This is a genomic window from Streptomyces sp. NPDC041122 (genome assembly GCF_055592445.1).
Genome location: NZ_JBVIYQ010000001.1, coordinates 421602 through 443240, shown reverse-complemented (window position 1 = coordinate 443240; position 21639 = coordinate 421602). Strand labels below are relative to the sequence as shown.

The window sequence follows — 21639 nt, the reverse complement described above, 5'->3', positions numbered from 1 at the left end:
GGCGGAGCCGGTGATGGGCCGAGCCCCGTGCGCCGTCCACCTGACCGGAGGTCACACCGCGTCCGGGCCGCGTTCCCCCGTCCGGACCCGGACCACCGTCTCCACCGGGACCGCCCACACCTTGCCGTCGCCGATCTTGCCCGTGTGGGCCGCGCGGACGATCGCGTCGATCGCCGCGTCCGCGTCCGGGTCCGTGACCACCACCTCGACGCGGACCTTCGGGACCAGGTCCACCCGGTACTCCGCGCCCCGGTAGACCTCGGTGTGTCCGCGCTGGCGGCCGTAGCCGCTGGCCTCGGTGACGGTCAGGCCGTCCACGCCGAGTTCCTGGAGCGCCGTCTTCACCTCGTCCAGGCGGAACGGCTTGATGACCGCGGTGATCAGCTTCATGCGACGTGGCTCCCCTTCTTCACCGAGGCGGAGCCCACCGGGCCCACCAGGACGCCGTGATCGTAGGCGCTCTCCGCGTGCTGTGTCTGGTCCAGGCCCGTCTGCTCGTCCTCCGCCGACGCCCGGAAGCCCATCAGCTTGTCGACGGCCTTCCCGATCCCGTACGTGACGGTGAAGGTGTACGCCGCGACGGCCAGCACCGCCACCGTCTGCTTGCCCAGCTGCGCCGCGCCGCCCCCGTACAGGAGGCCCTCCGCGCCCTTCGTCATCGTGGCCGTCGCGAACAGGCCGATCAGGAGCGTGCCGACGACGCCGCCCACCAGGTGCACGCCGACCACGTCGAGGGAGTCGTCGTAGCCGAGGCGGAACTTCCACGCGACGGCGTAGGAGCAGACGACGCCCGCCGCGAGACCGGTCGCCGCCGCGCCGGGGACGCCGACCACCCCGCACGACGGAGTGATCGCGACCAGGCCCGCCACCGCGCCGGACGCCGCGCCGAACGTGGTGGGGTGACCGTCGCGGCGCTGCTCCACGAAGAGCCAGCCGAGCAGCCCCGTGCAGCCGGCGACCAGCGTGTTGAGCAGCGACGCCGCCGCGAGGCCGGTCGCGCCGAGCGCCGAGCCGCCGTTGAAGCCGAGCCACCCGAACCAGAGCAGGCCCGCGCCCATCAGGACCATGGGCAGGTTGTGCGGGCGCATCGCCTCCTTGCGGAACCCGATGCGCGGGCCGAGCACCAGGCACAGCGCGAGGCCCGAGGCGCCGGACGCGATCTCCACGACCAGGCCGCCCGCGAAGTCCAGGGCGCCCAGCGAGTCCGCGATCCAGCCGTCCGGGCCCCACACCCAGTGCGCGACGGGAACGTATACGAGCAGCGTCCACACCGGGACGAAGACGAGCCAGGCCGCGAACCTGGTCCGGTCCGCGATCGCGCCGCTGATCAGCGCCGCCGTGATGACCGCGAAGGTCAGCTGGAAGGTGGTGAACAGGAGGGTGGGCACCGTGCCGGTCAGGGAGTCGGGGCCGATGCCCGCCAGGCCGGCGTGGTCGAGGCCGCCGATCAGACCGGCGAAGACGTCGTCGCCGAAGGCCAGGGAGTACCCGGCGACCAGCCACACCACGGTGACCAGGGCGATCGCGACGAAGGACATGAGCAGCATGTTCAGGACGCTCTTCGTGCGGACCATGCCGCCGTAGAAGAGGGCGAGGCCCGGCGTCATCAGGAGGACGAGCGCGGTGGCCGCGAGCAGCCAGGCGGTGTCGCCCGTGTCGAGGTGGGGGGCGGCGAAGGTCGTCATGGGGGGAGAGCGTCACCGCCGCGCGTTTCGTAACGGGCAACCACGGGTTTCCGCCGTGTTTCGTGTCGGCGGGCCGGGGCGCGGGACCCTCCCTCGCACCGTCGCCCGGCCCCCGGCGGGCGGTGCGGTGCGGCGGGGCTCCGGGGATCAGGGACAATGGGCGCCATGAGCGTTCGTACCCCGTCATCAGCCGAGCCGTCCGAGGCCGTCCACCGCGCCGGCTTCGCCTGCTTCGTCGGCCGCCCCAACGCGGGCAAGTCCACCCTCACGAACGCTCTGGTCGGCAAGAAGGTCGCGATCACCGCGAACCAGCCGCAGACCACGCGGCACACCGTCCGCGGCATCGTGCACCGGCCGGACGCCCAGATGATCCTGGTCGACACCCCCGGCCTGCACAAGCCGCGCACCCTCCTCGGCGAGCGGCTCAACGACGTCGTGCGCACGACGTGGGCCGAGGTCGACGTGATCGGCTTCTGCCTGCCCGCCAACGAGAAGCTCGGGCCCGGCGACCGGTTCATCGCCAAGGAGCTCGCCTCCATCAAGAAGACGCCGAAGATCGCGATCGTCACCAAGACCGACCTCGTCGACAGCAAGACGCTCGCCGAGCAGCTCATCGCCATCGACCAGCTCGGCGCGGAGCTCGGCTTCCAGTGGGCCGAGATCGTCCCGGTGTCGGCCGTCGGCGACCAGCAGGTCGGGCTGCTCGCCGACCTGATCGTGCCGCTGCTGCCCGAGGGCCCCGCGCTCTACCCCGAGGGCGACCTCACGGACGAGCCCGAGCAGGTCATGGTCGCCGAGCTGATCCGCGAGGCCGCGCTGGAGGGCGTGCGCGACGAGCTGCCGCACTCCATCGCCGTCGTGGTGGAGGAGATGCTGCCGCGCGAGGACCGGCCCGCCGACAAGCCGCTCCTCGACATCCACGCGTTCGTCTACATCGAGCGGCCCAGCCAGAAGGGCATCATCATCGGCCCGAAGGGCAAGCGCCTGAAGGACGTCGGCATCAAGTCCCGCAAGCAGATCGAGGCGCTGCTCGGCACGCCGGTCTTCCTCGACCTGCACGTGAAGGTGGCGAAGGACTGGCAGCGGGATCCGCGCCAGCTCCGCAAGCTCGGTTTCTGAGGGGCCACCGGAACGGGTCCCTCTCAGTCCACCCCCCTGATCCTGCGTACCAGTACCGCCCCCGCGAGGCCGATCACGGCCGCCGTCAGGTACAGGGTGCGGTAGCCGCCCAGGTGCGTCACGATCGGCGCGGCCATCGCCGGGGCCGCCACCTGGGGAAGGGAGTTGGCGATGTTGATGACGCCGAGGTCCTTCCCCCGGTCCATGGCGGTGGGCAGCACGTCCGTCATCAGGGCGAAGTCCACCGAGGTGAAGACGCCGAAGCCGATGCCGAGCACCGCCGCCGCCACCAGCGCGCCCGGCCAGGTCTGCCAGAGCGCGAGCAGCCCCGTCGCCACCGCCATCAGCACCCCCGCCCCGATCACGAACGGCTTGCGCCGGCCCACCCGGTCCGACCACGCGCCGCCCACCACGACCGTGGCCAGCATCGTCGCGCCGTTCACCGCCGTCAGGATCAGCACGCCCTCGTCCGGGTCGGCGTGATCGAGGCGGTCGCGCAGGAAGTACAGCAGGTAGAGCAGCACCACCGAGTTGCTGACGTTGATCAGGAACCGGGTCAGCCAGGCCCAGGCGAGGTCCGGGTGGCGGCGCGGGCTCAGCAGGAACCCGGTGAGGAAGGCCCGCAGGTCCCATAGCGGCCGGTCGGCGGCCGCGAGCCGGGGATCACGGTGGCGTACGACGTGGGGCGCCACGCCCACCACGGTGAACAGGGCGCACGCCGCGTACCCCGCGCCCGTCCCGCCCGCCACCGTCGCGAGCCCCGTGCCGACGACCACGCCGAGCAGCTGCGCCGCCCCGAGCCAGCCGCCCACCGAGCCCCGCTGGAGCCGCGGCACCCGGTCCGGGACGGCGGCCGTGACCGCGGCGAAGGCGGCGTTCAGGGTCAGTTGGACCAGGCACCAGCCCGCCGCGAGCCACCACACCGAGCCCGCCGCGGCGAGCAGCAGCAGCGAGACGGCGCCGCCCGCCGTGCCCGCCACGATCCACGGGGTGCGCCGGCCCCACCGGGAGGCGGTGCGGTCCGAGAGCGCGCCGAAGAGCGGGTTCGCGGCCAGCGAGACGACCGCGCCGGCGCCCGTCACCCAGGCGAGCACCGACTCCTTCGACGTGCCGGCCGGGGCCAGGTCCTCCGCCTGCACCGCGAGCAGGATCTGCAGCGGCCCGTACCAGCCCACCCAGATCGCGCCGTTGGCGACCGACAGGGTGGCCGTCCAGCCCCGGCCGACCCGCTCCGTCGGCTCCCGCAGCGCGGCCGTGGTCATGGGCGGCGCGCCCGCAGCACCTCGCGCAGCCAGTGGTACGACGCCTTCGGGGTGCGGGTCTGCGTGGCGTGGTCGACGTGCACCAGGCCGAACCGGCGCCGGTATCCCTCCGCCCACTCGAAGTTGTCGATGAGCGACCAGACGAAGTAGCCGCGCACGTCCACCCCGGCCTCCAACGCCCGGTGCAGCGCCCGCAGATGGCCGTCCAGGTAGGCGATCCGCTCCTGGTCGTCCAGGCCCTCGTACGAGCAGCCGTTCTCGGTGATCACCAGCGGCGGGAGGTGGTCGCCGTAGCGGTCGCGGAAGGCGGTGAGCAGTTCGGTCAGCGCCTCGGGGACGACCGGCCAGCCGAAGTCGGTGACCGGGTGGCCCTCGATCTCCCGTGGCGAGAAGGGGAGTTCGGGCGGGAGCGCGACCCCGGCGAACTCCCCGCCGGTGCCCTCGGGGAGCGGGGCGCCCACCTTCGTCGGCTGGTAGAAGTTGATCCCGTACCAGTCGAGCGGCTCCGCGATGACCTTCAGGTCGGCGTCGAGGTCGTCGCCGGGCATCAGCTCCGCGATGCCGTCCGGGTAGCGGCCGAGGAGCAGCGGGTCGGCGAAGAGGCGGTTGAGGAGCACGTCGTAGAGGTCGGCGGCGGCCGTGTCCTCCGGAGCGGCCGAGGCCGGCCAGGTGGGGCCGTGCGAGTTGGCGATGCCGATGTCGTGGGCGCCGGCCGCGCGCAGCGCCCGTACCGCGAGGCCGTGCGCGAGGAGCTGGTGGTGGGCGGCGGGCAGCGCGTCGAAGAGGAGCCGCTGACCGGGCGCGTGCTGGCCGAGGGCGTGGCCGAGCAGGGTGTGCTCCGCCGGTTCGTTGAGGGTGATCCACTTGGTGACGCGGTCGCCGATGCGGGCCGCGACCACCGCCGCGTAGTCGGCGAACCGCTCGGCGGTCCGCCGGTCCAGCCAGCCGCCCGCCTCCTGGAGCACCAGCGGGGTGTCCCAGTGGAAGAGGGTGGCGACGGGGCGCACGCCGGCCGTGCACAGCTCGTCGACGAGCCGGTCGTAGAAGTCCAGGCCCGCCGGATCCACCGCGCCGGCGCCGGTGGGCAGGACCCGCGGCCAGGAGACCGAGAAGCGGTACGCGTCCACGCCGAGGTCACGGACGAGCGCGACGTCCTCGCGGTAGCGGTGGTAGTGGTCGCACGCGACCTCGGCCGTGGTGCCGTCCTTCACGTTGCCCGGCACGGCCGTGAACGCGTCCCACACCGAGGCGCCGCGCCGGTCGGCGGCGCCCTCGATCTGGTGGGCCGATGTGGAGACGCCCCACAGGAAGTCGCGGGGGAAGGAGGGGAGGGGTTCGCTCGCCGGTGTCGCCGCACTCGCTGCCATGGGCGGGATCTTCCGGACCGGCGCACACGGAAGTCAATGGGCGTGCGGCGACAAGTTGAACAAAGCTCAGCTTTTCCCCGGAGCTACGCACCTTCCTTCAGCACCCGCGAGATCAGCTTCCGCTGCGGCTCGCTCAGCCGCGGGTCCGCGCAGTACACCGTCCGCCCGTCCACCGTCAGCTGGTACTGGAAGCCGTCCGGCACCCCGGCGGGCGGGGTGCTCCTTCCCTCGGTCAGGGCCTGTTCGGCCAGGTCGTGCCAGTCCGGGGCATCGGCCAGCTCCGAGGTGTCCACCTCGGCGTGCCGGTCGATGCCCGCGAATCCTCCGGTCCGCTTCACCTGGATACGCATGGGTCCTGTCTACTGCACCGGGTGGGCGGCCGGTAGCGCCCCGTCAGCCGTCCGTGGCCGGCACCTTGACCGTGGACCACGCGTCGATGACGGCCTTGAGCTCGTCCCCGTCGCCGTACTTCGCGCGCGCCGCCGCGACGGTCAGCTTCGCGAAGTCGCTGAAGGACGCGTCCTGCGCCAGCTCACCGCCGGTCAGGACGGCGTACCAGATCTCGCCGGCCCGCTCCCAGGAGTGACCGCCGAGCGCGTCGGCGACCAGGAAGAAGGCGCGGTTGGGGATGCCCGAGTTGATGTGCACGCCGCCGTTGTCGCGGCCGGTCCTGACGAAGTGGTCCATGTCGGCGGGCTGCGGGTCCTTGCCGAGCACGTCGTCGTCGTACGCCGTGCCGGGCTCCTTCATCGAGCGCAGCGCCTTGCCGCTGACGCGCGGGGCGAGCAGCCCCGCGCCGATCAGCCAGTCGGCGTCGGCGGCGGTCTGGCCGAGCGTGTACTGCTTGATCATCGAGCCGAAGACGTCCGACAGCGACTCGTTCAGGGCGCCCGGCTGGCCGAAGTACGTGAGGTTCGCCGTGTACTGCGTGACGCCGTGGGTCAGCTCGTGGCCGATGACGTCCACGGGGATGGTGAAGTCCAGGAAGATCTCGCCGTCACCGTCGCCGAACACCATCTGCTCGCCGTTCCAGAAGGCGTTGTTGTACTCCTCGGAGTAGTGCACCGTCGCGGTCAGCGGCAGCCCGCTGCCGTCGATGGAGATGCGCTCGTACGCCTTCTGGTAGAGCTCGAAGGTCGCGCCGAGGCCCGCGTACGCGCGGTTGACGGTGGCGTCCTTGCCCGGCTTGTCGCCCTCGCCGCGGACCTTGCGGCCCGGCAGGTCGGTGCGGTGCCTGGCGTCGTAGATGGTGCGGTGCGGCTTTCCCTCGGCGGCCTCCTTGGGCGCGGCCACGCCGGGGGCGCCGATCACGGTGGTCATGCGGCGCTGGGTGCGCTCGAAGGCGTCCCGCTGGAGGGTGCGGCGGGCGGGACCGGCGAGCGCGGGGTCCTGGCTCTGGGCCAGCGTGTCCAGGACGTGGGGCGGCACGATCGTGCAGAAGACAGGCTCGAAGCCTGCCGGGTTGGCGGTCATGGCGTGCAATGTGGCACTGGGTCATGCCGCTGTCACTACCCGCGACCAGGATTAGTGAAATAGAGGTATTGATCACGCCATACCCGTTACCTGCCGGTGATCCCGCATACTGATACGGGCCCGCGCGCCACGGGCGTCTCGGCTAGGCTGCGGCACATCATGCGATTCGGGCTGCTCCTTCTTAGCTGCCGCGGCGAGGGCCTGTAGACGAGGCCGACCCCCTCCCCGCGGAGTTCGGTGTTGCGCTCAGACCGTCGGCCGTCCCCCGGTGGAGACCCCTTCCGCCGAGGATCCAGCGGACACCCTTTCGAGGAGCCCACGCATCATGGCGAACTTCCAGCGCCCCACCTCCATGCCGATCCACAAGTACGGGCAGTACGAGCAGGTCGCCATCCCCGACCGCACCTGGCCCGACAACCGGATCACCGTCGCCCCCCGCTGGCTCTCCACCGACCTGCGCGACGGCAACCAGGCGCTGATCGACCCGATGTCCCCGGCCCGCAAGCGCGCCATGTTCGACCTGCTGGTGCGCATGGGCTACAAGGAGATCGAGGTCGGCTTCCCCTCGTCGGGCCAGACCGACTTCGACTTCGTGCGCTCGATCATCGAGGACGAGGACGCGATCCCCGAGGACGTGACCATCTCCGTCCTGACCCAGGCCCGCGAGGAGCTCATCGAGCGCACCGTGGAGTCCCTGAAGGGCGCCCGCCGCGCCACGGTCCACCTGTACAACGCGACGGCCCCCGTCTGGCGCGACGTGGTCTTCCGCGGCTCGCGCGACGCCGTGAAGCAGATCGCCGTCGACGGCACCCGCCTGGTCGTGGAGTACGCCGAGAAGCTGCTGGACGACCGGACGACCTTCGGCTACCAGTACAGCCCGGAGATCTTCACCGACACCGAGCTGGACTTCGCCCTGGAGGTCTGCGAGGGCGTCATGGATGTATGGCAGCCCGACGCCGAGCGCGAGATCATCCTCAACCTGCCCGCCACCGTGGAGCGCTCCACGCCCTCCACCCACGCGGACCGCTTCGAGTGGATGTCGCGCAACCTGTCCCGGCGTGAGCACGTCTGCCTCTCCATCCACCCGCACAACGACCGCGGCACCGCTGTCGCCGCCGCCGAGCTGGCCGTGATGGCCGGCGGCGACCGCGTCGAGGGCTGCCTGTTCGGCCAGGGCGAGCGCACCGGCAACGTCGACCTGGTCACCCTGGGCATGAACCTCTTCTCGCAGGGCGTCGACCCGCAGATCGACTTCTCGGACATCGACGAGGTCCGCCGCGTGTACGAGTACTGCACGCAGATGGAGGTCCACCCGCGCCACCCCTACGCGGGCGACCTGGTCTACACCGCCTTCTCCGGCTCCCACCAGGACGCCATCAAGAAGGGCTTCGACGCGCTGGAGAGCCGCGCCGCGGCCGCCGGCAAGACCGTCGACGACATCGAGTGGGCCGTGCCGTACCTGCCCATCGACCCCAAGGACGTCGGCCGCTCCTACGAGGCCGTCATCCGCGTCAACTCGCAGTCCGGCAAGGGTGGCATCGCCTACGTCCTGCAGAACGACCACAAGCTGGACCTGCCGCGCCGCATGCAGATCGAGTTCTCGAAGATCATCCAGAACAAGACCGACGCCGAGGGCGGCGAGGTCACGCCGGATGCGATCTGGAGCGTCTTCCAGGACGAGTACCTGCCGAACCCGGCGAACCCCTGGGGGCGGATTCAGGTCAAGAACGGCCAGACGACGACCGACAAGGACGGCGTCGACACCCTCACCGTCGAGGCCACCCTGGACGGCGCGGACACCGTCCTGACCGGTTCCGGCAACGGCCCGATCTCCGCGTTCTTCGACGCGCTGCAGGGCATCGGCATCGACGTGCGCCTGCTGGACTACCAGGAGCACACCATGAGCGAGGGCGCGTCCGCGCAGGCCGCCTCGTACATCGAGTGCGCCATCGGCGACAAGGTGCTGTGGGGCATCGGCATCGACGCGAACACCACGCGCGCCTCCCTGAAGGCCGCCGTCTCCGCCGTCAACCGCGCGGCGCGCTAGTACTCCGACCGGTTTCACCCGGCCCCGTCCGCCGATCCGGCGGGCGGGGCCGCGTCGTCTCCCGGCCATGTCCGGCCCGCTCTCCTGTACGAGATGCTGACGCCGCATCACGGATGTGGCTAACATCACGCCAACACGGCAATGATGCCGGGGAGTTACGGAGGTGCGTGGTGCTGCCAGCTCGGGGACAGGACGGCCGGAATACCCGCATCCCCCTCAAGCCGGTCTCGCGCGGACGAGCGCTGTGCAGACGCGTCATCGGCATGCACACCGCCTGGGACACCGTGGGCGACGGCGAGTTCTTCTGTCCGGCCTGCGGCGGCGACCGCAACTACCAGCGGCTCACCGGCCGGCGCCGCTTCGTCCTGCTCGGCCTGCCCGTCGTGCCGCGCGGCACCCGCGGGCCCGTCGTCCAGTGCGCCGCCTGCCAGGACCTCTTCGACCCGGACGTCCTCGACCACCCCACCACCACCCGGCTCTCCGCGATGCTCCGCGAGGCCGTCCACACCCTGGTCCTCGCGGTCCTGTCCACCGGCGGTACCGCCGCCCGCCCCACCCTGGACACCGCCGTCGCCGCGCTGCACGGCGCGGGCCACGACGACTGCACCGAGGAGCAGCTCGTCGCGCTGGTCGACGCGCTCGCCCGGGACGCCGGACGCGCCACCGAACCCGACTGCGGCCCCGGCCTCGCCATCGAGCTCCACGAGGCGCTCGGCCCGCTGGCCCCGCACCTCGCCCCGGCAGGACGCGAGGCCCTGCTCCTCAAGGGCGCCCGCATCGCCCTCGCCGACGGCCCCTACACCCCGGCCGAACGCGACGTGCTCACCACGGCGGGCTGCGCGCTGACGATTTGCACGGAGGACGTGACCCGCCTCCTCGCGACGGCGCGCACACCGTCCTGACGCCGGCGGGACGCCCGCGTACCGGAGGATGGAGCGGTGGAATCACCTGTCGCGGTCCGGGGCACGGCCCCCGCCGCCGCCCGCAGGGCCCTCGTCGAGCGCCTCCTCGGGCCCGGGGCCCCGGGTGAACGGCTGCGCACCGACGCCCTGTTGGCCCTCGCCATGGCCGTCAGCTCACTCGTGCTCGTCCTGGTCGTACGGGACAACGGCGACCCGCCCGGCGTGCTCGGCTGGCTGCTCCTGATCGCCGTGCACGTCACCGTCGTCTGGCGGCGCCGCGCCCCGTTGCGCGTGCTGACCGTCATGATCGCGTTCCTGCTGCCCTACCACCTGCTCGACACCAACCACACCGCTCCCGTGGCGGCCACCATGGCCGGCCTGTTCACCGTGGCCTCCCGCTCCCGGCCCCGCGTCACCGCCCTCGTCGGCGTCGCCGTCATGGGCATCCTGCTGGGCCTGAAGTTCCGTGAGGGCATGGCCGAGGGCGCCCAGACACTGCGCATCTCCGGCTGGATCGTGTCGTTCCTGCTGCTCGGCGTGTACGTGCGGATCCACCGGCAGTACGTCAGCTCCGTGCTCGAGCGGGCCGAGCGCGCGGAGCGCACCCGCGAGGAGGAGGCGCGCCGCCGGGTCGCCGAGGAGCGGCTGCGGGTCGCCCGCGACCTGCACGACCTGCTCGCGCACAGCATCACCCTGGTCGGCGTCCAGACCTCGGTCGCCGCGCACGTCCTGGCCGCCGATCCCGGCCGCCTCGACCGCGCGGCCGTCGCCAGGGCGCTCGACGACGTGGCCGAGACCTGCCGCAGCGCCCGCGGTGAACTCCGCGCCACCCTCCAGGTGTTGCGCTCCGGCGCCGAGGACGAGAGCAGGGGGCCGCTGCCCGGCCTCGACGGGCTGGCCGACCTCGCCGAGTCGGCCCGCACGGCGGGCGCCCGGGTCGAGCTGACGGTCGCCGAGTGCGAGGCGCCGGCGGCCGTCGGCGCCGCGGCCTACCGCATCGTGCAGGAGGCGCTCACCAACGTGGTGCGGCACGCGGGCGCCGGCAGCACCGTGCGGGTGTCGGTGCGCGCCGAGGACGCGGCGCTGTGCGTACGTGTCGCGGACGACGGGAGCGGCGGCGGGGCCGAGGACGGGGAGGCCGACCGCGCGCCGGGATTCGGGCTCCTCGGGATGCGGGAGCGGGCCCGCACGGTGGGCGGCACCCTCGACGCGGGGCCGCGGCCCGGGGGCGGCTTCCTGGTGTCGGCGGTGCTGCCGCTCGCACCCCTGGCCCTGGGAGGCCCGCGATGACCGTTCGGGTGCTGCTCGCCGACGACCAGACGTTGGTGCGCGCCGCGTTCGCGATGCTCGTCGACTCGGCGCCCGGCATGACGGTGGTGGGACAGGCGGGCACCGGGCGCGCGGCGGTCGAGCTGGCCCGCTCCGAGCGCCCGGACCTCGTCGTCATGGACATCCGCATGCCGGAGCTCGACGGCATCGAGGCGACCCGGCTGCTCGCGGCGGACCCGGCCCTCGCGGACGTGAAGGTGCTGGTGCTGACCACGTACGACACGGACGAGCACGTCGTCGACGCGCTGCGGGCGGGCGCCTCCGGGTTCCTGGTCAAGGACACCCGGCCGGCCGAACTCCTGGACGCCATCCGCACGGTGGCCGCCGGCGACGCGCTCCTCTCGCCCGGCCCCACGGCCCGCCTGATCGCCCGGGTGCTGCGCGGGCCGGACACCGGGGAGCCCGTCACGGGCGGGCCCGAGGGCCTCTCGGAGCGGGAGCGGCAGGTGCTGCGGCTCGTCGCGCGCGGCCTGAACAACCAGGAGATCGCCGACACCCTGGGGCTGAGCCCGCTGACCGCGAAGACCCACGTCAGCCGCATCATGGGCAAGCTGAGCGCCCGCGACCGGGCCCAACTGGTCATCATGGCCTACGAGTCGGGTCTGGTCGCACCGGGATCGGTGCCGACGCCCTGAGCCGCGGGGCGGCCGGGTCTCAGCCGCGCAGGGCGACCGTGGCCGCGACGGCCGGGCCGAAGGCGCCGCCGAGCTGGTAGCAGAGGGTGAACAGGCCGATCGCGGTGGGCCGTTGGGCGGTCGGCGCGGCAGCCGTCGCGTACACCGCGAGCGTCGCCTGGCCGGCGCTGGTGGCGAGCACGGCGAGCGCCGCGACCAGCAGGAGGAGCGGGGCCCAGGGGGTCAGCGCGGCGGTGAGCGGGGCGAGAGCGCCGACGGTGAGCAGGATCGTCAGGACCCGGGGCCGGGACATCCGGCCCGCGGCGGCGGCCAGCGCCATGGAGAGCGCCGAGCCGGCGAGCAGGGCGATCGACTGACCGGTGCCGATCGTGGCGGCGGACCAGTCGGTGCGGTCGGTGAGCAGCTGCGGGACCGTGAAGAGCAGCGCGAAGTACGAGGTGGCCAGGGTGCAGGCGAGCGCGGCGCAGAGCACGAAGGGGCGGCTGCGCAGCAGGGCCGCCGGGACGAATCCGGTGGGGCGGGCGCGGACGTGCAGGGCCAGCAGCGCGGCCGTCAGGAGCGCGGCGCCCGCCGCCGGGAGCGGGTGGCGGGGGACGAGGACCAGAGCGGTCGCCGTCAGGACGAGCAGGGTGGCGCCCCGGCCGTCGAAGGGGGCGGCGTCCCGGGGCGTGGACAGGTCGGCGCGGCGGGCCACGGCGGGCACGGCGAGGAGGGCGACGGCGCCGACGGCCAGGGAGAGCCGCCAGGAGGCGGCGCCCGCCAGCGCCGAGCCGAGCAGCGGTCCGACCGCGCCCAGGGTGCCGAATCCGGCCGTGATGACGCCCATCCGGCGGACCGAACCGGCGAGGCTCATCGCGGCGGTGACCAGGCCCGCGCCGCCCGCCGCCTGGGCCGCCCGCCCCGCCATGGCCAGCGGCAGCCAGGGCGCCGTGGCGAGCACCGCGGTGCCCGCCACGATCAGGGCGGCGCTCAGCCGGAGCGTGGCACCGAGGCCGCGGCGGCGCAGCAGGCCCGCCATCAGCGGGGTGCCGACGGCCATGGCCCAGGCGAAGACGGTCACGAGCCAGGTGGCGGAGGCGGTGGTGACTCCGAGGGAGCCGGCCATGTCGGGGAGGATCAGGACGGGGCTGTTGCCGCTCGCGGCGACCGGGGTGGCGAGCAGCGCGAGCCAGAGAGCGGGGACCTGGCGCGGCGCCGGGGGCGGTGTCGGGCACGGTGTGCGGCGTGCGGCGGGGGTCCGCCCGACGGTGGGCGCCGTGGTGGTCCGGACGGGCGGGGAGGCGAGGGGCGGCGGCATGGCGGGCGGCTCCTGAGGTCGGGCGGGCGGGGGCGCTCAGACGGTGGTGACGACCTCGTCGTAGGCGAGGCGGGGCGAGCGCGGGTACCAGGCGTCCGGGCCCGGGCGGCCGATGTTCACGACCATCAGCGGGGTGTGGTCGCCGTCGAGGAACTCCTTCTGCACGCCGGCGAAGTCGAGGCCGGTCATGGGGCCCGCGGCGAGGCCGGCCGCGCGCACGCCGAGGATGAAGTACGCCGACTGCAGCGTGGCGTTGAGCAGCGCGGACTGTTCGCGGACCGGGCGTTCGGCGAAGAAGAGGTCCTTCGCCTGGGGGAAGTGCGGGAGCAGTGCGGGGAGTTCCTCGTGGAACTCGTTGTCCGCGGCGAGGATCGCGACGAGCGGGGCGGCCAGCGTCTTGGCGCGGTTCCCCTCGTCCATCAGTTCACCCAGCCGGGCGCGGGCCTCGGCGGAGCGGACCAGGACGACCCGCAGCGGCGACTGGTTGTAGGCGGTCGGCGCGTACTTGACGAGGTCGTAGACCGCCTGCATCTGCGCGTCGGTCACCGGCTCGGAGGTGAAGGTGTTCGCGGTGCGGGCCTCGCGGAAGAGGAGGTCCTGGGCGGCGGGGTGCAGGTTCAGCTCGGACATGAGGGTGCTCCTGTCGTTTCGTTCGGTCTCGGCAATCTCGACAGTGAGATAGAAGCATCTGGTTTTCTCAGAGTCAACTATCTCGAAACTAAGAGAATCGATACTGATAGAGTCTGCGCCGAGAGAGTGCGTATCGAGAGGAGTGACGACGGTGGGAGATGCCGTGGACGCGATCATCGGCCAGTGGGTCAAGGAGCGCCCGGACCTGCAGGACGACCTCTGGCCCGTGGAGCTCATGGGGCGCATCCAGCGGCTGGGCGTCGTGGTGGAGAAGACCGTCAAGGCGAGCGCGGCCCAACACGGCCTTGACGTGGGGGAGTTCGACGTCCTCACCACGCTGCAGCGCTCCGGCCCGCCGTACGCCCTCACCGCGGGCACCTTCCTCAAGGCGTCCATGGTCTCCTCGGGCACCATCACCAACCGCATCGACAAGATGGAGGCCAAGGGGCTGGTGAAGCGGGTGCGCGACGGCGAGGACCGGCGCACCGTCAAGATCCACCTCACCGAGCGCGGGCACGAGGTGACCCGGGCCGTCTTCGCCGACCACCTCGCGAACTACGCCCGGCTGCTCGGCGAGGTGGACCGTGATGTCGTCGACAAGGCCGTCGCGGGCCTCCGGCCGGTCCTGGAGGCGCTCGGCGACACGTCCATCAAGTGACGGCGGCCGGCCGGGTCAGAGCAGGCCCGCCGTCGCCAGGTGCTTCGCGATCCGCTCGGTCTCGGCGGGGGACAGCGGGATCTGCGGCTCCGCCGTGGCCGCGCAGTCGATCACGCCGCGCAGCCGCAGCGCCGCCTTGAACGCGCCGAGCGCCGCCGAACTGCCGCCCATCCGCGCCGGATCGCCGGCCGTCACCATCCCGAACAGGCCGCACAGCCGCTCCTGTTCGGACCGCGCCGTCGCCCAGTCGCCCTCCCGGCAGGCCCGGTACAGCCGCACGTATCCCGCCGGGTCCACGTTCCCGAGGCCCGGCACCACGCCGTCCGCGCCCATCGCCAGCGCCGCGTCGGCCGTCACCTCGGAGCCGGTGAGCACGCTGAACCCGGCGAGCCCCGGCGCCGCCCGCTTGCCGAGGACGACGCTCCGGAAGGCGCCCTCGGCCCCGCTGGAGTCCTTGAGGCCCGCGAGGACCCCCTCTCCGGCGAGCCGCAGGACGAGGTCCGCGCCCAGCTTGGTGTGGACCGAGGCCGGGATGTCGTACGCGAAGACCGGCACCCCGCAGCCGCGCGCCACCAGCTCGAAGTGGCGGGCGATCTCCGCCGGGTGGGTCCGCGTGTAGAAGGGCGCGGTGACCACGGCGGCGTCCGCGCCCGCGTCCGCGAGGGCCCGCGCGTGGTCCAGGACGCGCGGCGTGGTCATGTCGATGGCGCCCGCCAGGACCGGGAGGCGGCCCGCCACGTGCCGTACGACCGTGTCGACGACGAGCACCCGCTGCCGGTCCGTCAGATAGGCGGCCTCCGAGGTCGAGCCGAGCACGAACAGGCCGTCGACCCCGGCCGCGACCAGGTGGTCGACGAGCCGGACCAGGGAGGAGGTGTCGACCTCGCCGTCCGGGGTGAGCGGGGTGCAGACGGGCGGGACGACACCGGTCAGCGGGGCGGGGACGGACATGGCTGCTCCCTGGGGGTGACGGAGGCCGTGGCGGCGGCCTGGGCGACGAGGTCGTGGTTCGACTCTCCCTCGTCCACGGGGTGAAAGCAGCGGAACCGGTGCCCCGGGCCCGCCTCGTGCGCCTGCGGCATCGCGGTGGCGCACACCTCGTCCGCCTTCCAGCAGCGGGTGCGGAACGGGCAGCCGCTCGGCGGCCGGGTCGCCGACGGCACGGGACCGGTGAGCGGGATCGGGTCGATGGGGTCCAGCAGGCCCGGCGTGGCCGAGAACAGCGCGCGGGTGTACGGGTGCCGGGCGCGGTCCAGGGCCGTCCCCGCCCGCGACTCCTCGACGATCCGGCCGAGGTACATCGTGACGACCCGGTCGCTCATCCTGCGGACGGTCTGGATGTCGTGGGAGACGAACACCAGGGCGAGGCCGAGGCGTTCCTTCAAATCCAGGAGGAGATTGAGGATCTGGGCCCGCACCGACACGTCGAGGGCGCTCGTCGGCTCGTCCGCGACCACCAGGTCCGGTTCGAGCGCGAGGGCACGGGCGATGGCCACGCGCTGGCGCTGGCCGCCGCTGAGCTGGCCGGGGAGTCCGTCGGCGAGGCCCGGGGGCAGGCCGACCAGGCTCATCAACTCCCTCACCCGGTCGTCCCGTTCCCTCGGCGTGCCGCGCTTGTGCACGTCGAGGGGGTCGCGCAGTATCCGGCTCACCGGCAGGCGGCGGTTCAGGGCCGTCGAGGGGTCCTGGAAGATCATGCCGGTGCCGGTCCCGATGGAGCCGCGCCGTTCGCCCGGGCTCATCGTCCACAGGTCGCGGCCGCGGAACGACACGGTGCCCGCGGTGGGGCGCTGGGCGCCGACGAGCACCTTGGCCAGGGTCGACTTGCCGCAGCCCGACTCGCCGACGATGCCCACGGTTTCGCCGGGGGCGACCTGGAGGGTGGCGTCGGTGAGGGCGTGGACGTGGTCCCGGGAGAAGAGGCCGCCCGAGCGGGCCTTGTGGACGACGTGGACGTCGTCCAACTGCACGAGAGGGGTCGTCGGGGTGGTCATGTCGGCTCCCGGTGGGTGGGGGCTTGTCGCGCGGTTCCCCGCGCCCCTGAAAGCGCCCTGGCGGGCGCGTCAGGGGTCATGTCGGGTCACCGTCCGTGGTGGCTTGTCGCGCGGTTCCCCGCGCCCCTGGGGGCGCCCCCGCCGGCGCGTCGTGTGTCGCCGGGTGGTGGCAGGCCGTCGCGTGCTCCGGGGCGCCGAGCAGGGCGGGCGCCGTCACCCGGCACGTCTCGCTCGCCAGCGGGCAGCGGTCCGCGAATCTGCAGCCCGGCGGGAAGTCCGCCGGGGACGGGACCACGCCCTTGATCTGGGTGAGGCGCCGCGCCGCCGACTCCAGGGACAGCACCGAGCCGAGCAGCCCGCGCGTGTAGTGGTGGGCCGGGTACTCGACCAGGTCCGCCGTCACGCCCGTCTCGACGATCTGGCCGCCGTACATCACCACCACCCGGTCGGTGACGTCGGCGACGAGCGCCAGGTCGTGCGAGACGAGGACCAGCGCGAAGCCCAGCTCCGCGCGCAGCCGCAGCAGGAGCTGGATGATCTGCGCCTGCACGGTGACGTCGAGCGCGGTGGTCGGCTCGTCGGCGACGATCAGTCTCGGTTCGCGGGAGAGGGCCATGGCGATCAGGACGCGCTGGCGCTGGCCGCCGGACAGCTCGTGCGGATAGCTGCGCAGGGTGCGTTCGGGGTCGAGGCCGACCAGGCCGAGGAGTTCGGCCGGTGTGCGCCGGCCGCCCCTGCGGACGACCTGGCGCAGCTGGGAGCGGACGGTCATCGCCGGGTTCAGCGACGAGAGGGCGTCCTGGTAGACCATCGCCATGGCGTGGCCGAGCAGCCTGCGCCGGGCCCGCATCGGCAGGCCGGTGAGCTCCTGGCCGTCGAAGACGACCCGGCCGCCGACCTCGGCGCCCTTGGGCTCCAGGCCCATCACCGTCAGGGCGGTGAGTGACTTGCCGCAGCCCGACTCGCCGACCAGGCCGAGGACTTCACCGGGCCGTACGTCGAAGCTGATCCCGTCGACGATGCGGACGCCTCCGTGCCGGCCGGGGAAGGAGACGGTCAGCTCCCGCACGGAAAGGACCGGATCCCCGCCGGGCAGGGGACGGGCCCGGGAGCGGAGCCGGTGCGCCGCCGCCGGCAGGCCGGGCAGTTCGAGGACCTGGCCGCTGCCGGGCTCGGGGGCCTCCAGGGGGTCCGCCGCGCGGGCCGCGCCCGCGACGTCGCGCGCGGACGGCGCGGCCCACGCGTCGGACACCCCCTCGGAGAGGATGTTCAGGGAGAGAACGGTGAGCAGCATGAGGAGGCCGGGGAAGACCGTCGCCCACCAGCCGCCGATCAGCACCATGTTCTTGCCGTCGGCGATGACGCTGCCCCAGGACGGGTCGGGCGGCCGCACCCCCGCGCCGATGAAGGACAGCGACGCCTCGAAGACGATGGCCTCGGCGACCTGCACCGTGCAGAAGACGAGGATGGGCGCCGCGCAGTTCACGGCGACGTGGCGGATCAGGATGTGCGGGGTGCGGGCGCCGATGACGCGCTCGGCGACGACGTAGTCCTCGCCGTACTGGTCGAGCACGTTGGCCCGTACGACGCGCGCGACCGGCGGGGTGAAGAGGAAGGCGATGGCGCAGATGAGGACGAGGATGCCGCCGCCGAAGACCGCGACGAGCACGGCGGCGAGCGCGATCCCGGGGAAGGCCATCACGACGTCGAGGCAGCGCATCAGCGTCTCGTCGACGGCCTTGCGGGAGGTCGCCGCGACCGCGCCGATCACGGCGCCGACGACGAGGGCGAGCAGGGTGGCACCGAGCCCGATCGCCAGCGACCAGCGCGCGCCGTACATCAGCCGGCTGAGGATGTCGCGGCCCAGGCTGTCCTGGCCCATCCAGTGCCCGGCCGACGGGTGTCCGGTGGAGTCGGTCTGCGGCTGCTGGTCGAGCGGGTCGTGCGGGGCGAGCAGCGGCGCGAACAGGGCGACCAGGACGACGAGGGCGACGACGCCGACGGCGATCCGGGAGAGCGGGGGGAGCCGGCGCAGCGAGCGGAAGCGGATGCCGGGCACCGAGAGCCGGTCGGCCAGCTCCTTGCGGGTGGCGAACGTCAACGTGTCCCCCTCAGGCGCGGGTTGACCAGCAGATGGAGGATGTCGATGACGAGGTTGACGACGACGAAGCCGACGGCGGTGGTGATGACGACGCCCTGCACCACGGCCGGGTCGCCGTTCTTCACGGCGTCGATCATCAGCTTGCCCATGCCGGGCAGCGAGAAGATGGTCTCGATGACCACCGCGCCGCCCAGCAGATAGCCGACGCGCAGGCCGAGCACGGTGAGCGGGTTGATGAGGGCGTTGCGCAGGACGTTGCGGCCGACGACCACGACCGGCGGCAGTCCGCAGCCGATCGCGGTGCGGACGTAGTCCTTGTCGAGCTCCTCGACCACGGCCGTGCGGATGATGCGGGTGAGGCCCGCGGCCACCGGCAGGGAGAGCGCGAGGGCGGGCAGCGTCATGGTCTTCAGCCAGCCGGTGAAGGAGTCGGCGGGGTTGATGTAGCCGCCGGTCGGGAACCAGCCGAGGTCCACCGCCAGGTACTGGATCATCAGCAGCGCCAGCCAGAACCCGGGCGCCGCGACGCCGGTCAGCGAGACGACGCGGATCAGCTGGTCCGGCAGCCGGTCGCGGTGGATCGCCGCGGTCACCCCGAGGGTGAGGGAGAGCACCACGGCGATCCCGAGCCCGAGGAAGGTCAGCTGCATCGTGAGCGGCAGGGCGGTGGTGACCTGGTCGACGACGGGGGAGCGGTTGAGGACGCTGATGCCCATGTCGCCGTGGAGGAGGTCCCCCACGAAGGCGACGTAGCGCACGGGCAGCGGATCGAGGAGTCCGTTGTCCTCGCGGAACCGGTGGAGCTGCTCGGGTGTGGGGTTGGCGCCCTGGAAGAACGCGGACGCCGGGTCGACGTCGGAGAAGCGCATCACCAGGAAGACGAAGAGGACGATGCCGAGCAGCAGCGGGACGAGCAGGGCGACGCGGCGGGCCAAAATTCTGAGGACTGCGGTCACGGCGTGCGGCTCCTGAACTGGCCGGTTGTCAGACCCACTTGGCCTGCAGCAGGTTGATTCCCGGGTAGGGCTGGGCCTTGACGCCGGTGATCTTCTTCGGGTCCCAGGCGGTCATGAGTTCGTTGTGCACGACCGGGTAGAGGACGGCCTGTTCCGCCACCACGTCGATGTACTCCTGGACCATGGTCTTCTTGCGGCCCGGCTCCGGCTCGCGGGTGGCCTGGTCCATGTCCGCGAAGAGCTTCTTGGCGACCGGGTCGTCGGCCCAGCGCGCGTACCCCATCCACAGGTTCTCGGGGCCGTAGTTGTAGTGCATGATCAGGTCGGCGTCGAGCCCGAACTGGTTGGGGTTGGAGGCGGCCGCGACGATCTGGAAGTCCTTCTTCTGGTCCAGTTTGGTGAAGACCGCGGTGGTCTCCTGCGGGTCGAGGGTGACCTCGACGCCGAGCTTCTCCCAGCCGTCCTTGATGGTCGGCAGGCAGTCGACGATCCAGCTCACGTTGACGGCCATGAGGTTGACGCTCAGCTTGCCGACCCCGGCCTCCTTCAGGAGCTTCCGCGCCTTCGCCAGGTCGTATCCGTACACGGTCTTCGCGGGCCGGTAGGAGGGGTTGGCCTCGTTGAGGAAGGACGTGGACGCCCTGCCGTGGCCGCGGAGGGCGGCCGTGATCATCTTGTCGCGGTCGATGGCGTAGTGCAGGGCCTGCCGGACGCGCACGTCGTCGAAGGGCTTGTGCGCGGTGTTGAAGAGCAGGAAGAGGTTGTTCATCCCGGCGCCGCCCTCGACGGTCATCCCGCCCCGCTTGAGCCGCTCGATGTTGGCGTACGGGATGTTGTCGGCGATCTCCGCGTCCGCACTGCCCCCGGAGATCTTCGCGACGCGCGGCGCGGCGTCGACGATGGTCAGCCAGTTCATCTTCTTGAAGGCGGCCTTGCGCGGGCCGTTGTAGTCGTCGAAGGCCTCGAAGGTGGTGTTCGCCTTCGGGTGGTGGGCGGTCTGCCGGTACGGTCCCGAGCCCACCGCCTTCCCCTTGGTCGCGTCGTCCCAGGCGCCCGGTCGCGAGAAGACGTGCTTCGGCATGATCTTGGCGAGGGAGAGCCGTGCGGCGCCGTCGGGGAAGGGGAACTTGAGGATCAGCTCGACGGAGGTGGCGCCGGTCTTCCTGACCTCCTTGAGCCAGCTCGCGAAGAAGCCCTTGGCGAGGGTCTGGGTCTTCGGGTCGAGGATCCTGTCGAACACGAAGACGACGTCGTCGGCGGTGACGGGCTTGCCGTCGTGCCAGGTGGCGCCCGGGCGCAGCGTGAACTTCCACGTCGTCGCCTTCAGGTCGTCCGGGAGCTCGGTGGCGAGCGCCGCGTACGGCTCGCGGGTGATCGGGTCCGTGCCGAGCAGCCCCTCGTAGATGTGTTCGTTGCCGGCCATCGCGAAGGCGGACGCGGTCTGCGTCGGGTCCCAGCTGCCGTCGTTGCCGTAGCCGATGACGGCCGTGAGCGTCGAGCCGCCGCCCTGGCCGCCGCCGGTCTCGTTGGTGGACTCGGGCCCCGACGAGCAGGCGGAGAGGGTGCTCGTCACGGCGGCGGCCGCGCCGAGTGCGCCGGTGTACCTGAGGAAGGAGCGGCGGTCCGGCGCGATCGCGCGGAGCGCCGTACGAGAGGTCGGATCGGTCACTGTGTCTCCCTTGCCTCCTTAAGAGGTCCCACGTCCTACGTCGTGGGTGGCGTGGCGACGATAGGAGGGGGGAGGGGGCCGGTCAAGGGCTCCGGCACAGGGTTGCCGGGCGGGGTCGCCGGACGGGTTCCGGGGTGGCGGTCCCGGTGGGGTGCGGGGGCGTCAAGTGGTCTTGAGGGGAGGTGAGTTGGAGTGTGCGAGGGGCGTCTCGGGGGTAGGGGGCGGCGTCGGGAGCGCGGGCCGGGGCGACGGGTGCGGCGTGTCGTCGCCGCGGGCGGGCGCGGGCTCCCGTGCGGGCGCGACGGCGGGGCGCCCGGAAGATCCGCACCTCCGGGTGGCCCCCCGTCCGCGCACGGATCACGTCTTCGTACTGATGTACGGCCTCGCCGAGGGTGCGGCCCCGGGGCCCGATACCAGCCTCCGGCCCCCGCAGTCTCGCGGAGCGGGCATGTCGTCCGGGGCGGCGGCCGGATTTGTATCCTCGGCTGGCGCCACCCACCGAGCGCCGCACCTGC

General features: G+C 72.7%; 19 protein-coding genes. 6 read left to right on the top strand and 13 right to left on the bottom strand.

The genetic code is table 11. The annotated features are described in order from the left end of the window. Positions 1-51: 51 nt before the first annotated feature. Both ACZ6B8_RS01935 and ACZ6B8_RS01930 read right to left on the bottom strand, forming a co-directional pair. A complete protein-coding gene (locus ACZ6B8_RS01935) occupies positions 52-390 on the bottom strand; it encodes a P-II family nitrogen regulator (RefSeq protein WP_355808452.1) in 339 nt (112 codons plus the stop codon). After that, the gene (locus ACZ6B8_RS01930) at positions 387-1685 is read right to left on the bottom strand and encodes an ammonium transporter (protein WP_471605991.1); all 1299 of its coding nucleotides are present in this window, start codon (positions 1683-1685) and stop codon (positions 387-389) included. Before ACZ6B8_RS01930 ends, ACZ6B8_RS01935 begins: the two co-directional genes overlap by 4 nt. 156 nt (positions 1686-1841) lie before the next feature. Here ACZ6B8_RS01930 and era point away from each other — a divergent pair, with 156 nt between their 5' ends. Beyond that, the gene (era, locus tag ACZ6B8_RS01925) at positions 1842-2804 is read left to right on the top strand and encodes a GTPase Era (RefSeq protein WP_440581997.1); all 963 of its coding nucleotides are present in this window, start codon (positions 1842-1844) and stop codon (positions 2802-2804) included. A 23-nt stretch (positions 2805-2827) separates the two neighbouring features. On the opposite strand, the gene ACZ6B8_RS01920 is transcribed toward era, so the two are convergent. The 4 genes from ACZ6B8_RS01920 to ACZ6B8_RS01905 all read right to left on the bottom strand — a co-directional run bounded on the left by ACZ6B8_RS01920 (position 2828) and on the right by ACZ6B8_RS01905 (position 6906). Beyond that, positions 2828-4066 (bottom strand): MFS transporter, encoded by a 1239-nt coding sequence (locus ACZ6B8_RS01920; RefSeq protein ID WP_471605990.1) that lies wholly within the window; start codon positions 4064-4066, stop codon positions 2828-2830. Then, complete coding sequence (locus tag ACZ6B8_RS01915) at positions 4063-5433, bottom strand: GH1 family beta-glucosidase (RefSeq protein ID WP_471074197.1); 1371 nt, start codon at positions 5431-5433, stop codon at positions 4063-4065. The genes ACZ6B8_RS01920 and ACZ6B8_RS01915 overlap by 4 nt, the downstream gene beginning before the upstream one ends. An 83-nt stretch (positions 5434-5516) precedes the next feature. Then, positions 5517-5783, bottom strand: a complete 267-nt coding sequence (locus ACZ6B8_RS01910; RefSeq protein WP_471074200.1) for a protealysin inhibitor emfourin — start codon at positions 5781-5783, stop codon at positions 5517-5519. Between the two features lie 43 nt (positions 5784-5826). Beyond that, the gene (locus tag ACZ6B8_RS01905; RefSeq protein ID WP_471074203.1) at positions 5827-6906 is read right to left on the bottom strand and encodes a M4 family metallopeptidase; all 1080 of its coding nucleotides are present in this window, start codon (positions 6904-6906) and stop codon (positions 5827-5829) included. A 325-nt stretch (positions 6907-7231) separates the two neighbouring features. On the opposite strand from ACZ6B8_RS01905, the gene leuA reads away from it, so the two are divergent. The 4 genes from leuA to ACZ6B8_RS01885 all read left to right on the top strand — a co-directional run bounded on the left by leuA (position 7232) and on the right by ACZ6B8_RS01885 (position 11819). Beyond that, on the top strand, positions 7232-8953 hold the full coding sequence (gene leuA, locus ACZ6B8_RS01900) for a 2-isopropylmalate synthase (RefSeq protein ID WP_471605989.1): 1722 nt from the start codon (positions 7232-7234) through the stop codon (positions 8951-8953). Between the two features lie 170 nt (positions 8954-9123). Beyond that, positions 9124-9855, top strand: a complete 732-nt coding sequence (locus tag ACZ6B8_RS01895; RefSeq protein ID WP_471605988.1) for a TerB family tellurite resistance protein — start codon at positions 9124-9126, stop codon at positions 9853-9855. 36 nt (positions 9856-9891) lie between these two features. Then, a complete protein-coding gene (locus ACZ6B8_RS01890) occupies positions 9892-11145 on the top strand; it encodes a sensor histidine kinase (protein WP_471605987.1) in 1254 nt (417 codons plus the stop codon). Further along, a complete protein-coding gene (locus ACZ6B8_RS01885; RefSeq protein WP_471074214.1) occupies positions 11142-11819 on the top strand; it encodes a response regulator in 678 nt (225 codons plus the stop codon). The genes ACZ6B8_RS01890 and ACZ6B8_RS01885 overlap by 4 nt, the downstream gene beginning before the upstream one ends. A 19-nt stretch (positions 11820-11838) precedes the next feature. Here ACZ6B8_RS01885 and ACZ6B8_RS01880 read toward each other — a convergent pair whose 3' ends face one another. Both ACZ6B8_RS01880 and ACZ6B8_RS01875 read right to left on the bottom strand, forming a co-directional pair. Further along, positions 11839-13116: an MFS transporter gene (locus ACZ6B8_RS01880; protein WP_471605986.1), complete on the bottom strand. Its 1278-nt coding sequence runs from the start codon at positions 13114-13116 to the stop codon at positions 11839-11841. A gap of 36 nt (positions 13117-13152) precedes the next feature. After that, positions 13153-13746, bottom strand: a complete 594-nt coding sequence (locus ACZ6B8_RS01875; protein ID WP_471074220.1) for a malonic semialdehyde reductase — start codon at positions 13744-13746, stop codon at positions 13153-13155. A 151-nt stretch (positions 13747-13897) separates the two neighbouring features. Between ACZ6B8_RS01875 and ACZ6B8_RS01870 the strand changes: the two genes are divergently transcribed. After that, the gene (locus ACZ6B8_RS01870) at positions 13898-14404 is read left to right on the top strand and encodes a MarR family winged helix-turn-helix transcriptional regulator (protein WP_471074223.1); all 507 of its coding nucleotides are present in this window, start codon (positions 13898-13900) and stop codon (positions 14402-14404) included. A gap of 15 nt (positions 14405-14419) precedes the next feature. Here ACZ6B8_RS01870 and ACZ6B8_RS01865 read toward each other — a convergent pair whose 3' ends face one another. From ACZ6B8_RS01865 to ACZ6B8_RS01845, 5 genes are all read right to left on the bottom strand, one after another. Next, the gene (locus tag ACZ6B8_RS01865; RefSeq protein WP_471605985.1) at positions 14420-15355 is read right to left on the bottom strand and encodes a dihydrodipicolinate synthase family protein; all 936 of its coding nucleotides are present in this window, start codon (positions 15353-15355) and stop codon (positions 14420-14422) included. Continuing rightward, positions 15334-16398: an oligopeptide/dipeptide ABC transporter ATP-binding protein gene (locus ACZ6B8_RS01860; protein ID WP_471605984.1), complete on the bottom strand. Its 1065-nt coding sequence runs from the start codon at positions 16396-16398 to the stop codon at positions 15334-15336. Before ACZ6B8_RS01860 ends, ACZ6B8_RS01865 begins: the two co-directional genes overlap by 22 nt. A 76-nt stretch (positions 16399-16474) precedes the next feature. Further along, positions 16475-18499 (bottom strand): dipeptide/oligopeptide/nickel ABC transporter permease/ATP-binding protein, encoded by a 2025-nt coding sequence (locus ACZ6B8_RS01855; RefSeq protein ID WP_471605983.1) that lies wholly within the window; start codon positions 18497-18499, stop codon positions 16475-16477. Then, complete coding sequence (locus tag ACZ6B8_RS01850) at positions 18496-19455, bottom strand: ABC transporter permease (RefSeq protein WP_471074237.1); 960 nt, start codon at positions 19453-19455, stop codon at positions 18496-18498. Before ACZ6B8_RS01850 ends, ACZ6B8_RS01855 begins: the two co-directional genes overlap by 4 nt. A 28-nt stretch (positions 19456-19483) precedes the next feature. Then, entirely contained in the window at positions 19484-21124 is a 1641-nt protein-coding gene (locus ACZ6B8_RS01845) for an ABC transporter substrate-binding protein (RefSeq protein ID WP_471605982.1), read from the bottom strand. Positions 21125-21639 lie beyond the last annotated feature (515 nt).